This window comes from Arthrobacter sp. 10T413_2 (assembly GCF_056394205.1).
Map to the genome: position 1 here is coordinate 1 of NZ_JBFTHK010000100.1, position 15,531 is coordinate 15,531.

The 15,531-nt window shown below is 67.7% G+C and carries 13 protein-coding genes; 2 read left to right on the forward strand and 11 right to left on the reverse strand.

All coding sequences use genetic code 11. The annotated features are described in order from the left end of the window. The 10 genes from AC1DBQ_RS15195 to AC1DBQ_RS15240 all read right to left on the reverse strand — a co-directional run. A partial coding sequence (locus AC1DBQ_RS15195) for an NUDIX domain-containing protein (RefSeq protein ID WP_476929298.1) occupies positions 1–212 on the reverse strand: 212 nt, incomplete at its 3' end. Positions 213–279: 67 nt separating this feature from the next. After that, positions 280–1,299, reverse strand: coding sequence for a site-specific tyrosine recombinase XerD (xerD, locus tag AC1DBQ_RS15200; RefSeq protein WP_476929299.1), 1,020 nt, complete (start codon positions 1,297–1,299; stop codon positions 280–282). Next, positions 1,296–1,961 (reverse strand): NUDIX domain-containing protein, encoded by a 666-nt coding sequence (locus AC1DBQ_RS15205; protein ID WP_476929300.1) that lies wholly within the window; start codon positions 1,959–1,961, stop codon positions 1,296–1,298. Before AC1DBQ_RS15205 ends, xerD begins: the two co-directional genes overlap by 4 nt. Before the next feature lie 27 nt (positions 1,962–1,988). Beyond that, on the reverse strand, positions 1,989–3,788 hold the full coding sequence (locus tag AC1DBQ_RS15210; RefSeq protein ID WP_476929301.1) for a CTP synthase: 1,800 nt from the start codon (positions 3,786–3,788) through the stop codon (positions 1,989–1,991). 86 nt (positions 3,789–3,874) lie between these two features. Continuing rightward, positions 3,875–5,611 (reverse strand): DNA repair protein RecN, encoded by a 1,737-nt coding sequence (gene recN, locus AC1DBQ_RS15215; RefSeq protein WP_476929302.1) that lies wholly within the window; start codon positions 5,609–5,611, stop codon positions 3,875–3,877. Between the two features lie 3 nt (positions 5,612–5,614). Further along, a complete protein-coding gene (locus AC1DBQ_RS15220) occupies positions 5,615–6,640 on the reverse strand; it encodes an NAD kinase (protein WP_476929303.1) in 1,026 nt (341 codons plus the stop codon). Positions 6,641–6,662: 22 nt separating this feature from the next. Next, a complete protein-coding gene (locus AC1DBQ_RS15225; protein ID WP_476929304.1) occupies positions 6,663–7,475 on the reverse strand; it encodes a TlyA family RNA methyltransferase in 813 nt (270 codons plus the stop codon). Then, on the reverse strand, positions 7,472–7,846 hold the full coding sequence (locus AC1DBQ_RS15230) for a hypothetical protein (RefSeq protein WP_476929305.1): 375 nt from the start codon (positions 7,844–7,846) through the stop codon (positions 7,472–7,474). The genes AC1DBQ_RS15225 and AC1DBQ_RS15230 overlap by 4 nt, the downstream gene beginning before the upstream one ends. Positions 7,847–7,855: 9 nt before the next feature. Beyond that, on the reverse strand, positions 7,856–8,845 hold the full coding sequence (locus AC1DBQ_RS15235; protein ID WP_476929306.1) for an HAD-IIA family hydrolase: 990 nt from the start codon (positions 8,843–8,845) through the stop codon (positions 7,856–7,858). Positions 8,846–8,849: 4 nt separating this feature from the next. Beyond that, complete coding sequence (locus AC1DBQ_RS15240) at positions 8,850–10,769, reverse strand: hypothetical protein (protein ID WP_476929307.1); 1,920 nt, start codon at positions 10,767–10,769, stop codon at positions 8,850–8,852. A 358-nt stretch (positions 10,770–11,127) separates the two neighbouring features. On the opposite strand from AC1DBQ_RS15240, the gene AC1DBQ_RS15245 reads away from it, so the two are divergent. Together AC1DBQ_RS15245 and AC1DBQ_RS15250 are read left to right on the forward strand one after the other, a co-directional pair. Next, the gene (locus tag AC1DBQ_RS15245) at positions 11,128–12,420 is read left to right on the forward strand and encodes an MFS transporter (RefSeq protein ID WP_476929308.1); all 1,293 of its coding nucleotides are present in this window, start codon (positions 11,128–11,130) and stop codon (positions 12,418–12,420) included. 3 nt (positions 12,421–12,423) lie between these two features. Further along, positions 12,424–14,820 carry a family 78 glycoside hydrolase catalytic domain gene (locus tag AC1DBQ_RS15250; protein ID WP_476929309.1) on the forward strand — a complete coding sequence of 799 codons (2,397 nt, stop codon included), beginning with the start codon at positions 12,424–12,426 and terminating at the stop codon, positions 14,818–14,820. Between the two features lie 79 nt (positions 14,821–14,899). On the opposite strand, the gene AC1DBQ_RS15255 is transcribed toward AC1DBQ_RS15250, so the two are convergent. Next, positions 14,900–15,531, reverse strand: a 632-nt coding sequence (locus AC1DBQ_RS15255; protein ID WP_476929310.1) for a TetR/AcrR family transcriptional regulator, incomplete at its 5' end; no start/stop codon positions are given.

The following is a 15,531-nucleotide window of genomic DNA, read 5'->3' on the forward strand; positions in this document are numbered from 1 at the left end:
ACGCCGAGATCGTGCTCCCTGACCACGATTCCGGCCTCCTCGAAAACTTCGCGGCAGGCAGCCTCCACGTCGGACTCCCCCGGTTCCACATGGCCGCCGAGACCCACTATTTTTCCGACGCCGAACCCGGTCTTCTTGGTACCGAGCAGKACGTGCGTCCCGGCGGCTTCGTCGCGTAGCAGGAAGCACAGAGTGACAGCTGTCGAATTCATGGATCAACATTAGCGCCCGGCCACGGTGGCTGGGGTCTCCCCGCCGCAGTTGGTCCGGGCGGCCGTCCTACCCCAGGGCGCGCGGGTGCGCGGCGGCGTAGATCTCCCGCAGCGTATCAGCCGTCACCTGGGTGTAGACCTGTGTGGTGGTCACCGAGGCGTGCCCGAGTAGTTCCTGGACCACGCGGACGTCGGCACCGCCCTCCAGAAGGTGGGTGGCGAAGGAGTGCCGCAGGGTGTGTGGTGACACGTCCTTGGTKATGTTGGCTTTGTCCGCGGCCGACTTCAGGATGGTCCAAGCGCTTTGCCGGCTGATCCTGCCGMCGCGGGCGTTCAGGAACAGCGCCGGGGTGCCCTTGCCCTTGGCGGCCAGCAGGGGCCGGCCGCGGACGAGGTAGGCGTCGAGGGCTCGTGCCCCGAACGATCCCAGCGGGACGAGACGTTCCTTGGACCCCTTGCCGAAGAGCCTGACTATCGCGGGACCCTCGCTGTCACCGGCCCCGGGCGCGGTGTGCAGGGAGATGTCGTCGACGTCGAGGCCCACGGCCTCGCTGATGCGGGCGCCGGTGGAATAGAGGAACTCGAGCAGGGCACGGTCACGCAGTCCGGTGGCCGTGTCCKTGCCGACGGCCTCGAGGATCCTCGTGACCTCCCCGACGCTGATCGCCTTGGGCAGGCGCTTACCGGGCATCGGCGGGTGGACGTCGCTGGCCGGGTCGGTGGGCGTGATGCCTTCCAGCGCCCAGAATTTGTGGAGACCGCGCACTGCCACGACGGTGCGTGCCGCGGACCGGACGCCGAGGGAGGATCCTCCGTCGGACCCGTCGGATAAGGCCTGGACGAAGCCGGTGACATCATGCCGGGTGACGTCCGTCGGTCGCTGGCGGCCCGAACGGGCGAGGTAGCTCGCGTACCGGGCAAGGTCCCGCCGGTACGCGGCGAGGGTGTTCGCCGCCAGTCCGCGTTCCACCCCCATGTGCTGCAGGTAGTCAGTGATGGCGCGGTCAATCTCCGTCTGCGGACGAACCGTCGGCGCCGGGGCGGGCGGTTCCAGCGTCTGCGGGCCGGCGATCAGCGCGTCGGTCATCGGCGCTGGCTGGGATGGGCCGGCCAGGGCGCGTCGGCCGGGCGGAGGCTTGCGAAGTCGTCGGCGCGGGCGGCGGCGGCGGCAAGGACGCCGACGACGGCGGACGGGTTGTGGAGGCGGCCGTCCAGCACTGCCTGAACGGCCTCGTCCAGCGGCGTCCAGTGCAGTTCGATTTCGGCTTCCTCGTCGGTGCGGACGTGCMGTTCGTGTCCCGGCACGTCCCTCAGGCCGCGGGCCAGGTAGATGCGGATGGCCTMGCTGGAGGACCCCGGGGAGTTGAAGAAGTCGGCCAGCACGTTCCAGCGGTCCGCCACGAGGTCCGCCTCCTCGGCGAGCTCGCGGGCGGCGCCGACGACGAAGTCCTCGCCTTCGACGTCGAGCAGCCCCGCGGGGATCTCCCAGAGATCCATGCCGACGGGGTGCCGGTACTGCCGGAGCAGCAGGACATCGCCGGCGTCGTTCATCGGGAGAACGGCTACCGCACCGGGATGGTCGATGTAGTCCCGGACCAGGGTGTCGCCKTCGTCGTTGAGCTGGAAACTGTCACTGACGACGTCCCAGATCCTGCCTTCGTACACCTTGTGGGAAGACAAAAGACGGCGCGGGCTCGGTTCATCCGAAACCTGCCGTGCAGCATTGGGGGTCTCAGACATACCGGGCATCGCGCCGTCCTTTGATTCAGTTGGAAATTACTTGGACACTGCTGCCGACGAGGGCTTCGGGGCATCACCCGGGGCGGTAGCCGGGGCTTCTGCCGTGGCGCTGGCGCCGGCCGTGGATACAGCGTCGGCGGCGTGCTGGTGATCCAGGGCGGCCTTGACCAGGCCCGCGAAGAGCGGGTGCGGGCGTGTGGGCCGGGAGCTGAGCTCGGGGTGTGCCTGCGTGGCCACGTAGTACGGGTGGACGTCGCGGGGAAGTTCCACGAACTCGACCAGCTTGCCGTCGGGCGACGTACCGGAGAAGGAGAGCCCCTTGGCGGCAATCTGATCACGGTACTTGTTGTTGACCTCGTAGCGGTGCCGGTGCCGTTCGCTGACCGTGGTGGCGCCGTAGGTTTCGGCAACAACGGAGCCTTCATCGAGCTTGGCTTCGTAGAGGCCCAGGCGCATGGTGCCGCCGAGGTCGCMCTTGCCGTCAACGATGTCCAACTGCTCTTCCATCGTGGCGATGACCGGGTACTTGGAGTCAGGCTCGAACTCCKAGKAGGATGCGCCTTCGAGGCCGACCACGTTGCGGGCGTACTCGATCACCATGCACTGCAGTCCCAGGCACAGGCCCAGGACCGGGAGCTTGGTTTCGCGGGCATACTTCAGGGCGCCCAGCTTGCCTTCGAGGCCGCGGATGCCGAAGCCGCCCGGCACGCAGATGGCGTCGACGCCGGCGAGGGACTGCACGGCGCCCTCGCGGGTTTCGCATTCGTCCGAGGGGACCCAGCGGATCTTGACCTTGRTGTCGTTGGCGAAGCCGCCGGCGCGCAGGGCCTCCGTGACGGACAGGTAGGCGTCCGGCAGGTCGATGTACTTGCCGACGAGCGCGATCTCAACCTCGTGCTTCGGGTTGTGGACAGCGTCGAGCAGCTTGTCMCAGCTGGTCCAGTCCACGTCCTTGAACGGCAGGTCCAGGGCACGGACGATGTAGGAGTCCAGGCCCTGGGAGTGCAGGGTCTTGGGGATGTCGTAGATGCTGGGCGCGTCCGGGCAACCGATCACGGCGTCGATGTCGACGTCGCACATGCGGCCGATCTTCTCGCGCATCGGCTGCGGGACCTCGCGGTCCGAACGGATCACGATTGCTTCGGGCTGGATGCCGATGGAGCGCAGCGCGGCAACGGAGTGCTGCGTCGGCTTGGTCTTTAGCTCCTGGGACGGGCCGATGTACGGCACGAGCGATACGTGGAGGAAGAACACGTTGTTGCGCCCGATGTCCTGGCGGACCTGGCGGGCGGATTCTAGGAACGGCTGGGACTCGATGTCGCCMACGGTTCCGCCGATTTCGGTGATGATGACGTCCGGGGCGTTCTTGCCCTCGGCCGGCAGCCGCATGCGCCGCTTGATCTCATCGGTGATGTGCGGGATGACCTGGACGGTGTCGCCGAGGTATTCGCCGCGGCGTTCCTTGGCGATGACGGTCGAGTAGACCTGGCCGGTTGTGACGTTGGCCGAGCCTTCKAGGTTTTCATCGAGGAAGCGCTCGTAGTGGCCGATGTCCAGGTCMGTTTCGGCGCCGTCGTCAGTGACGAAGACTTCGCCGTGCTGGAAGGGGTTCATCGTGCCCGGATCCACGTTCAGATAGGGATCGAGCTTTTGCATTGTTACAGACAGACCGCGAGCCCGCAGGAGGTGGCCGAGRCTCGAAGCCGTCAGTCCCTTACCGAGCGAGGACGCTACACCACCGGTGRCGAAGATGTGTTTGGTCGTCTTGGACGAGCCCGGAAACCGGGAATTTACACGAGAGTTTGATCGCTGCACCACGGGGTTTGAGCTTATCATCAATTCGGCCTTCCACGGGTTCTTTGGGGGGATCCCGATGTGATTGTTGTCCTAGCGGCGGTCGTTGCTGCGGTAGTGGCGGCCCCTCAGATCTGCGGGAGGAGCTTGGCGTCGTCCAGCAGCTCCTGGGCGTGGGCCTGGGCCGATTCCGAGTCCTCCTGGCCGGCGAGCATGCGKGCGAGCTCGCGGACGCGCTCGCCCTCGTCCAGCAGCTGCACGTCGCTCGAGGTGAAGCCGGTAGCGGTGGCGCCGTCGGCGCCCCGGACGGAGGTCTTCGTGACCCGGATGTGCTGGTTCGCGAAGGCGGCCACCTGCGGCAGGTGGGTCACCACGAGGACCTGGACATGCCGGGCCAGCATCGCCAGCCGGCGCCCGATCTCGACGGCGGCGCGGCCGCCCACGCCGGCGTCGACCTCGTCGAAGACGAACGTCGGGACGGGATCGACAGCGGCCAGCACCACTTCGATGGCGAGCATGACGCGGGAGAGTTCACCGCCCKAGGCCCCCTTGCCCAGCGGCCGGGCCGGTGCCCCGGAGTGCGGCTGGAGCAGGAAGGAGATCTCGTCGGCGCCGAAGGGACCCAGTTGCTCTGTTGGTTCCACATTGATGACCAGGGTGGCGTCGGCCATGGCCAGCGCCGTCAGCTCAGCGCTGACCCGGGCAGAGAGGTCCTTCGCGGCCTTGGTGCGCGCCTTGCTGATCGCGCCGGCCTGCTTCCGGAGCCCGGCTTCGGCCCGGGTGACCTCGGCGTCCAGCGCCTCGATCCGGGTGGAGTCGTCCTGCAGTTCGTCGTACCGGGCGCGGGCCTKCTCKGCCCAGACCAGCACCTCGTCGATGCTCGGCGCGTACTTCCGGACCAGCTTGGCCAGCACCGCCCGGCGGTCCTCGATCTCGGCGAKCCGCTCCGGCCCCTCGGTGTCAAGGGCGGCCTGGTAGCTGGCCAGCTCGGTGGCGATGTCGTTKAGCAGGAAACCGACCTCTGCCAGGCGTGCCGCGGCCGAGCCCAGCTCTTCGTCGTGTTCGGCCACGTGCTCCAGGGTGCGCTTGGCGGCATCCACCAAGGTGGTGGCGTCGGCGTCTTCGCCGAAGTCCTMGGCGATGAGCGCCTGGTGGGCGGTGCTGGCCGCAATCCGCAGTTCCTCGACGTTGKCAAGCTTCACGGCCTCTGCCTTCAGGGCCTCGTCCTCCCCCGGCTGCGGGTCGACGCCGTCGATCTCGGCGAGGGCTGCCTGCAGCGACTCGGCCTCGCGGAGTCGCTCCCGGGCGGCACTGCGCAAGGCGTCCAGTTCACCCTGGCTGGCGTGCCAGTGGGCGTAAAGCTCCTGATAGGCAGCCAGTGTTTTGGCGAGGCCGTCACCGGCGAACTTGTCCAAAGCGCCGCGTTGCGCCACCGGGCTCTTGAGCCGGATCTGGTCCGATTGCCCGTGCACCACCACAAGGGTTTCGCCGATTTCGGCGAGCACGCCGACCGGCGCGGCGCGTCCGCCCACGTATGCGCGGCTTCGGCCGTCGGCGCCGACGCTGCGGGCCAGCAGCAGCTCCGCGCCGCCGTCGAACTCCTCAATCTCGGCGCCCGCCTCGCGGGCCCGCGCGATGGCGGCGTGTCCGGCGTCGAGCTTCAGCACGGCCTCCGCGGAGGCGCTCTTCGCGCCGCTGCGAACGGCGCCGGCGTCGGACCTGGCACCGAGGAGCAGGCCGACGGCGGTGACCACCATGGTCTTGCCGGCGCCGGTTTCACCGGTCACCACGCTGAGGCCCGGGCCCAGCGGCAGGATGGCATCGGTGATGACACCGAGGTCGCGGATTCTCAGTTCTTCAAGCATGGTTCACTTCGCAGTCGATGGATCGGGTGCGTCGCCGTCCCCTGCATGGCGCGGCGAGGGCAGCGGCGGCATGGGACGGGGTGTGCGGATAATCGGGACGGGTCCGGTGTGGATGGCCTCCGCCTGAGGCATGGGGCCCCGCCAACCCTGGATCGGGAGCTCGAATTTGCGGACCAGCCTKCCGGAGAAGGGCGTCTGGTGCGTCCTGGCCAGCCGCACCGGTGTGGCGGAGCGGGTCACTTCGACGCGCGCGCCGGGCGGCAGGTCCACGGAGCGGCGGCCGTCGCACCAAAGCACGCCCTGAGCGTCGGTCCGGTTCAGGATCTCGACGGCGAGCCTGGACCGGGGCGAGACCACAAGCGGTTTGGCGAAAAGGGCATGGGCGCTGATGGGCACGATMAGCAAGGCCTCGACTTCGGGCCACACCACGGGGCCGCCGGCGGAAAACGCGTACGCCGTGGAGCCGGTGGGAGTGGCCAGGACGACGCCGTCGCAGCCGAAAGAGGTCAGGGGGCGTTCGTCGACTTCAGTGACCACCTCGAGCATCCGTTCCCGGTTGCCCTTTTCGATCGCCGCCTCGTTGAGGGCCCACGTGTGCCAGATCTTCTGGCCACGGACCCAGACCTGGACGTCGATCGTCATCCGCTCCTCCACCGTGTACTCACGGCTCGCGATCCATTCGACGGTCTGGGCGAGGTCGGCCCGCTCGCTTTCGGCCAGGAAACCCACGTGGCCGAGGTTCACACCGAGCAGCGGGACGTCGACTTCCCGGACGAGCTCGGCGGCCCGGAGGATGGTGCCGTCCCCGCCCAGCACCATGACGAGTTCGACGTCGGGCAGCTTCACGTGGTCGTGGAGGACCTCGACKGGGTGGTCGAGCCGGCCGAAGAAGCGGACCATGTCCCCGAGCTCGGTCTTCTGCATCACGGGGATCAGGCCGGAGCCATGCAGCTGGGCGCACGCCTCCCAGGCAGCCTTGAGGGACTCCTCGCGCCCTGTGTGGGCAAGGATGAGGACACGCCTGCTCATCGGGTTCCGCCTTCTGGTGGTACTAGTGGTTCGGCCAGATTGTTCCGAGCAACGCAGCAACGGCTGCGTCCCGCTCCTCGATCTTAGGCGGGACTTCCGACATCGCGCGTTTTATCCACAGGAAGTACTCGACATTGCCGTCCTGGCCCGGCAGCGGGCTTTGGGCGAGGCCTTTGAGGTCCAAGCCCGCGTCCACCGCTGCGGCGGCCACCTTGCCGACGGCGAGCCGGCGTTCCCGCTCCGAGGTGACCACACCGGTCCGGCCCAGGCGATCCTTGCCTATCTCGAATTGCGGCTTGACCATGAGGACGAGGTCGCCGCCGGGTTCGGTGCAKGCGCCCAGGGGCGCCACCACGAGGGTCAGCGAGATGAAGGACAKGTCCGCCACGGTCAGGGCAACCGGTCCGCCGATCTCCGCGGGCGTCATGTAGCGTACGTTGAGGCCTTCATGGACGGAGACCCGGGCGTCGTGCCGGATTTCCGGGACCAGTTGGCCGTGCCCGACGTCGACGGCCACCACGTGGCCGGCCCCGCGCCGGAGCAGCACATCGGTGAACCCGCCGGTGGACGCGCCGGCGTCGAGGCACCGTTTGCCCGCGACGTCGACGGCGGGAAAGGCGTCCAGGGCGCCGGCCAGTTTGTGCCCTGCGCGGCTGACGTACCCKTCCTCGGCGGAGGCAGCGACATCCAGCGCGGCGTCCTCCGGAATCTGCAGGGAGGCCTTGGCGAGGACTTCGCCGCCGGAACTCACCTTGCCCTCGGAAATCAGGCGGGCGGCGTGGGTACGGGACCTCGCCAGCCYGCGGCTGACGAGGGCCTGGTCAAGCCGGCTCACGATCCCCCGTCCCCCGCGCCATGGATACGGCGCGCCATGCCGGCGTCGGAAGCCACGTCTTCGTTCAGGGCCTCCAGCAGGGCATCGTGCATACCCGCATAGGCCTCGCCGTGCTCGGAGACCGGCGTCAGCCGCACGGCGGGGAGCCGGTCCAGCACGGCACTGACCGCCGCGTCCTGGACCTCCGCCTGCCGCCCCTGTGTTTGGTGGGGCGGCAGCGCGGGCCAGTCGATGTCGGCCGCGAGTGCCAGCGCCTCCTCAGCGGCGTCACGTGCCTTTCCGGGCCCGGAATCGCGGTCCGGCGCGTCATGCGGCGCCTGGTCAGGCTCCACGTTTGGCGCCGGGTGTGGCTGCTGGTTCTGCTCGGTCATGGGTCCAGTCTAGTGATCGAGCCACTCAAGGACCGGCGCCAGCGCGCTGGTCGTCTCGGGGTTCGCGGCCCACCAGGCCGAACAGGCGGCACGCCATGAATCGAGGTCAGCGGGGTCGCCGGTGATGTGGACGGACTGGCCACGGACGATCGCCGAGGCGGTGCCGCTGCGGAACCGCCCGGCGTCGTGCTCCACAGCAGGGTACGGAGCGTACAGGCCGGTCAGGTCATTGATGAGGAAATCGGGGCGCTCCCTGGACCGTGCGGCGAGGATCGATTCCTTGGTGTCCASGCCGGTCAGGACAGCCACGGTGGCGAATCCGGCGTTGTTGCCGCCCAGGATGTCGGTGTCCAGGCGGTCACCAACGACAAGCGGCCGGTCGGCGGCCAGCCGCTTGGCGGCGGTGTGGAACAACGGCGCCTCGGGTTTGCCGGCCACGATCGGGGTCTGGCCGGTCGCGGCGGCCACGGCCGCCACGAGGGTCCCGTTACCCGGCGCGATTCCGCGCGCCTGGGGAATGGACATGTCGGTGTTKGTCGCCACCCACAGGGCTCCGCCGGCGACGACGTACGACGCCTCGGCAAGATCCTTCCACCCGAGGTCCGGGCTAAAGCCCTGGACGACGGCGACGGGGTTTTCCGCCGCGACGCGGACGGGAACCAGACCCACCAGTTCGATCTCCTGGGCCAGTGCGGCGCTGCCCGTGATGAGCACGTGCKCTCCGGCCGGCAGCAGCGATGCCAGCAGGGCTGCCGCCGCTTGTGAGGAGCTCACCACCTGGTGGTCCTCGGCGGGAGCGCCGAGCTCGCGCAGGTGCTGCGCCACCTGCGCGGGAGAGCGGGACGCGTTGTTGGTGACGTAGCCGAGTCCGACGCCGACACCGGCCAGCCGGCGCAGCKACTCCACCGCCCCGGGAATGGCGTGGGGTCCTGCATAGACCACACCGTCGAGGTCGGAAAGGAGAGCATCGAAGGTGGAGATCAGTGCCGATCCGGTCATGCGACTAGTCCTCCACCCGCTCGCGCTGGGCCGTCTCGGAGTCTTCGATGACTTCCTGATCCGCGTTGGAGTCCGACTCTTCGTCGGTTACTTCATCGGTTTCGTCGTCGGATTCATCGAGKACGTCGGCTTCGAGGGAATCCTGGTCCGACTCGGCGTCGTCGGACTCGAAGTAGCCGGATTCGGCGTCGTCGGAGCCTTCGTCGACCGGGTTCAGTGCGGTCTCCGCCGCAGCGGCGCCCGTGACTTCCGCGGCAACAGCGGCGCCGGCGGCCCGGGGTGCGCGCTCGTCGGCCCCGGCGTGCGCGGCTGCGGCCTCCTGGGCTTCCTGGGCGCGGAGACGGCGCTGGCGATCTTCCTCACGCGCTTCTTCTTCCTCGTCCCAGCCGAGATCGATGATGTCGGGTTCCTCTTCCGCCCCGAGGCCCAGTGCGTTTTCGGCCACGACGGCCTGCCGCTGCCACTTGGCGGCCTCAGCCGCGCGGCCGGCGGCCGTCAGGGCTTCGGCGTATGCACGGAACAGACGAGGGCTGTAGGAAAAGGCACGGTTGATGTCCAACTGCGCGATCTCCAGCTCGGATACCRCTGCATCGAGCTGTCCGAGGTCGGTGCGGGCACCGGCGGCCACGATAGCCAGTTCCACCTTGCCCGGGGCGTCGAGGTCCTTGGCTTCTTCGGACCGGGCCATATCCAGGGCACGGTCCGGGCGGCCAAGGCCCCGCTCGCAGTCGGCCATGACCGGCAGGTGCATGTTGGACCCGCTGATTCGCCGGTAGGTGCGGAATTCCCGCAGGGCTTCACCATAGTGTCCGGCGGCGTAGGCGGTCAGGCCGACAGCTTCGCGGACGGACGCAAGGCGGCCGCCACGGCGGCTGGCTGCGAGGGMGTGCTGGAAGGCAAGTTCCGGTTCCTCGTCCAGGAGCCGTCCCGCCATGACCAGGTGGCGGGCCACCCATTCGGCGCTGGTGCCTTCGAGGGTCTTGATCTGGTGCTGCGTGGCGCGGTCAAGTTCCTTGCCCGTGACGTCCTCGTCGATCTGCGGTGATCGCTCACGGTCGGGACGGTTGGCGCTGCGGAGATCGGCGGCGTTCGGTACGCGCACGGGACGGTCCTCGGGGCGGTCACGGCCGTACTGGCGCGGACCCGAGTCGCCGCGGTCGAAGCTCCGTGCCGGACGGTCTTCACGGTTGCCGAAGGGCTTGCGGTTGTCKCCACCGGAATACGGCTTGCGGTCACGATCGCCGCCGCCGAAACTGCGGCCCGCTCCGCCTTCACGCGGAGCACGGTCACCATACGGCTTGCGGTCGCCGCCGCCGTACGGCTTACGGTCACCGCCGCCGTAGCTGCGGCCCGTTCCGCCTTCACGCGGGGCGCGATCGCCATACGGCTTGCGGTCGCCGCCGCCGGTATAAGGCTTGCGGTCACCGCCGCCATAGCTGCGCTGCTCKCCACCCTCACGCGGAGCACGATCACCATACGGCTTACGGTCGCCGCCGCTGGCATAAGGCTTGCGGTCACCGCCGCCATAGCTGCGCTGCTCGCCACCCTCGCGCGGAGCACGATCACCATACGGCTTACGGTCACCGCCGGCGGCATAAGGCTTACGGTCGCCGCCAGTGAAACTGCGGCCCGCTCCGCCTTCACGCGGAGCACGGTCACCATACGGCTTGCGGTCACTGCTGCCGTAGCTACGGCCCGCTCCGCCTTCACGTGGGGCACGGTCGCCATAGGGCTTGCGGTMGCMGCCGCCATAGCTGCGCTGCTCTCCACCCTCACGCGGAGCACGATCGCCATACGGCTTACGGTCATCCCTGGCGCGGAAGCCGCGAGGATCGCCGCCCGAGTTGCTCGTGCCGCGGTAGGGGGCCCCGCCAGTGTTGTCGCGGGCTTTGCCGCCGCGGTTTCCGTCGTTGTGCTCAGCCATGCTGGAATCCTCCTGTTGCGAGCTGACCACTGGCGCAATCGCAGCCGCTCTGTTCCGTGTTTCGTTTCCTACGCAACCCGAAATCAAGCGCTTCGAAGTCCGTACATCTCCCCCAATTCTAGGCGAGCAACCCGTCACGGACTAACGGCATCGCACCAATAGGGCCCCGCGGTGGCAGGACTCACAGCAGCCCGCCGCGCAGTTCCGTATCGGTCGCCGGGTCCATCACCTCAGTAGAAAAAACCGTGAATCCCTTGTTTTTTATGTCATACTTTCGCTAAGGCTCTTGCCGAAAGAGCCCAGCGACCGTCGGCGCCGTCTGGCAACCGGCTGAAACCACACAGACAAAGGAGTCCCTGTGACCACCAGCATTGGCGCGGACGCGCCGGCAGCTATTGCCTTGACTCCTGTAGCCGGGCACCCCGTGCTCACCCTGAAGCGGCCCGGGCTTTTCGCTGTGACCCTGATCCTGACGGCTGCCGCCATCTACTTCGCGTTCCTGACGCCGTCGATCGTGAGCCTCTCCATTCGGATCTTCGGGGTCGATCCGACAGGCAAGGCGTTGGGCCTCTCCACGGTCATACTGATCGGCGCGCTGATTTCAGTCGTCATGTTGCCGCTGTTCGGCAGCCTGTCTGACCGCACCCGAGGGCGGTTCGGCCGACGCCGCCCGTGGCTCGTCGGCGGGTCGCTGACCGTGCTTGCCGGCGCCATCGTCGTCGGGACTGCATCCAGTGTCGCCATGGTCGCCGCAGGCTGGGCACTATCACAGCTTGGCTTCAGCGCGGTCATCGCCGCCTTCCTGGCCCTGGTGCCCGACTTCATACCCGAACACCTGCGCGTCAGGACGTCCGCCGGGATCGGCGTCGTGACGGGCCTCGTGGTCCTCGGCGGCATCGCCTTCGCCAGCGCAAACGTTGCAAATCCGGTCACCATGATGGTCGCCCCGGCCGCCGTTGCCGTGCTCTTCGTGCTGGGCCTGTCGATGGTGATTACCAAAGTTGATGTMATTCCTGCTGACGCGGCGCCGCCTCCCCGCTACTCCTTCGGCGAGTTCGCGGGGAGCTTTTTCATCAACCCGTTGCATCACCCGAGCTTCGCCTGGAACTGGAGCAGCCGGCTCCTGTTTGGAATCGCCATGGTCGGGCTCCAGACCTACTCCACCTATTTCCTGACTGACGTGACCGGTCTGTCGCTTCAGGAAGCAACGGCCCGCTACACATTCGTCACCTTGATCACCACCCCCATCGGCTTCATATTCACGGTTGCCGCCGGATTCCTGTCGGACAAGATGAACCGCCGCAAGATCTTCGTCGTCGGGGCGGCGGTGATCGCTGCCGCGGGCATCCTCATCGCCGCCCTACTGCAGAGCGCGGACGGATTTCTGGTCGCGTACATCGTGTTCTCGATCGGCCTGGCTTTCTATCTAACGGTCGACGTGGCAATCGCTGCCTCGGTCGTCCCGGATTCTGCCCAAACAGCCAAGGCCATGGCGGTGTACCAGGTCTCGACGACGGCGCCCGCCATTGTGGTGCCGCTGCTCGGTGTGCTCGTGCTCACGTCAGCCGCCGCCTACGTCCCGTTCTTCTGCATCCTCGGCGGGATCGCCCTGCTGTCTGCCGTCACCATCCTCTTTGTAAAGGTCCGCTGAACCATGCCGCACTCCTATCCTGAACCCGCGTTCTCAGAGCTCCTGGACGGCGCGGCATGGATCCGCCCCTGCGAACCTGCCGACCCGGGCCCCGGTTCCCGGCCGGCKTATGTTGTGCGCCTCGATGTCGAGTTGCCCGCCGACGTGGCAGCGGCAACTCTCGCTGCGACAGCCCATGGCATCATCGAGGTCTTCCTCAATGGCCGGAGGGTTGGGGACGAAGAACTCGTTCCCGGGTTCACCGCCTACCGCAAGCGGCTGCAGGTGTTCACATGGGACGTTGCCGGCTACCTTCACGGGTGCACCAACCGCGTCGAGGTGCTTCTAAGCGACGGATGGTTCCGCGGACGGCACGGCTTCGGACGCCGGGCCGATGGATTTGGCACCGAAACCGCCCTGCTACTCGGCCTCAAGGGGTCCTCCGGATCTGGGGAAGCGTTCCATGTCGTGTCGGACGGCACCTGGAGCTCGGCTCCGAGCCACATCATTCGGGCTGACCTKATKGACGGTMAGTCCGTCGACTTCCGCCGGCTGGACGGCGGCGACGGCGTCGATGGACCGTGGTCACCGGTCAGCATTGGAACCGGTGCCCTCTACGACGACGGTTCGCGGCTGATCCCCGCAATCGCGGCGCCGGTTCGCCGGATCGACACCGTCCCGCCCGTGGGCGTGTCGTCGCCCCGGCCGGGCACCGCCGTCGTCGATTTCGGGCAGAACCTCAACGGATGGGTGCGCCTGACGTCATTGGGCCCGCGGGACACCCGCCTCGTGCTGACGCACGGGGAAGTGCTCGCCGGATCAGGCCTGGTGTCCACGGAGAACCTGCGGTCCTTCATCTTCGCTACCGGCGACCTCCTGCCGGCGGGACAGATTGACGAAGTCATCTCCTCCGGCCGCCCGGGTGAAACGTTCGAGCMCCGGCACACGACGCACGGCTTCCGGTACGTCCAAATCGACGGCCTGCCGGGGCCCCTCGATCCCGAGGACGTCCGCGCCGTCGTCGTGCACACGGATTTGTTGCCGACCGGGTCGTTCTCCTGCAGTAACGCCGCCCTCAACGCGCTTCATACGGCAGGGGTCTGGAGCTTCCGGGGAAACGCGTGTGAGATTCCCACCGACTGCCCTCAGCGGGAACGCTCCGGGTTCACCGGCGACTGGCAGGTATTTGTCGGCACCGCAGCCCTTTTGTACGACGTCCAGGCGTTCTCGGACAAGTGGCTCGCCGATCTCGCCGCCGATCAATGGGCCGATGGCCGGGTTCCCACCATCACGCCCAACCCCGCGGGCGACAAACCCTCGGGTGTCTTCTTCGAGGACCTCTCGGCGGGGTCGGCCGGATGGGGCGACGCCGCCGTCGTCGTCCCCTGGGAACTGTGGCGGGCCTACGGCGACGAGGGCATCCTGCACCGCCAACTGCCCTCAATGCAGGCCTGGGTCGACTACGCCGCCCGTTCCGCGGCGGCCAACAGGCACCCCGCCCGGGCAGAACGCCGGCCCGTCCCCGCCGCCTGGGAGACGTTCCTCTGGGACTCCGGATTCCACTTCGGAGAATGGCTCGAACCGGGGGTACCTCCCGCTCCGAATCCCGCCACCGACCACAGCATAGTGGCGACCRCGTTCCTGCACCGGTCAGCCGCACTCMTCGCCGCTTCAGCCAAGGTGCTGGGCGAAAAAGAGCTTGAGGCAAAATACAGCACTGTCGCGGCCGGAGCCCGCGAGGCGTGGCAACGCGAGTTCCTCACCGGTCACGGCCTCCTCTCGATCGAGACCCAGGCCCAGTATGCCCGCGGTCTAGCCTTCGGATTGTTCCCTGCCGGGGCCCGCGAGGCCGCCGCGGGCCGACTTGCCGAGCTGATTGAGCAGAACAGCGGACGCCTGGGTACCGGGTTCCTCAGCACCGGGCAACTGCTGCCCGTCCTTGCCGATCACGGCAAAGCCGAGGAAGCGTACGCCGTCCTGCTCTCCAGGGGCACCCCCTCCTGGCTCGGCATGCTCGAGAACGGCGCCACCACGGTCTGGGAGTGGTGGGACGGCATCGCCCAAGGCGAGGTCCGGGGTTCGCTCAACCATTACAGCAAAGCCGCCGTCCTGTCMTTCCTCTACACGCACGTGGCAGGCATTMGGCTCTCCGAACACCCCACGGCGGACGAAGCGGCTTACCGTCAYGTCACGATCGCACCTGTCCCCGGCGGCGGACTCGACTGGCCACAGGCATCACTGCACACTCCTCAGGGCTTGCTGTGCTCAGCATGGCGCATCGTCGACGGCGACTTCGTCCTCGACGTCTCGCTCCCGCCCGGAACCCGTGCCCGCGTCGAATTGCCGAACGGGACCGTTCTGGCGGCAGAAAGCGGCCAGCGGACCTTCAGCGTTCCGCTTCACCAGAGTGTCCGTGCCTGACCCAGTCCGCCCCCAAACACAGGAAGTGCATGAACAGCGTCACAAATCCCGTACTAGGCAACTTCACAGCCTMAACGAATCACACAGCCCGGAGGCGTTCCTTGAGGCTTTCGGAAAATTCGGCGACGCCGGCGACGATGTCGACTTTGCCGTTGGACAGGACCCATTGAACCTGCAGTCCATCACTGACTGCTATGCACTCCCTGGCTACGAGCTCCAGATCCACGTCATGGCGAATCTCGCCCTTGTCGACGGCTTTCTGCCACCGGGCAACCAGTGATGCCACTACGCCGTCGTACTGCGCCGCAAGCCGGGCGTGGGCGGGGCTGCGCGTGTCTGCCGCCTCTGAAATGGACAGCACGAAGAGTTCAATCAGGCCCGGCTGCTCGGTAAAGCGACGGGTGGCTTCCACCATTTCGTCGAGGGCGTCCAGCCCGGAATCCGAGCCGGGCAGGGATTCCCACCAAGACGCAGTCTCCATGAGGCGCCGCTCGGCCACTGCCTGAAGCAGCACGTTCTTACTCGGGAAGTGGTGGGCCAGGCCGCTCTCACTGATGCCCACGGCTTMCGCAATGGCCGACATGGGGGTCGCGTAGTAGCCGTCCGCACCGAACATCTTCGTCGCCACGTCGATGATCTTTTCGCGACGCCGGACCCCGGTCGGATAACTGCCGCCGCTMGCCTTCAGTCCCATGCGTTTCACCGTAACGC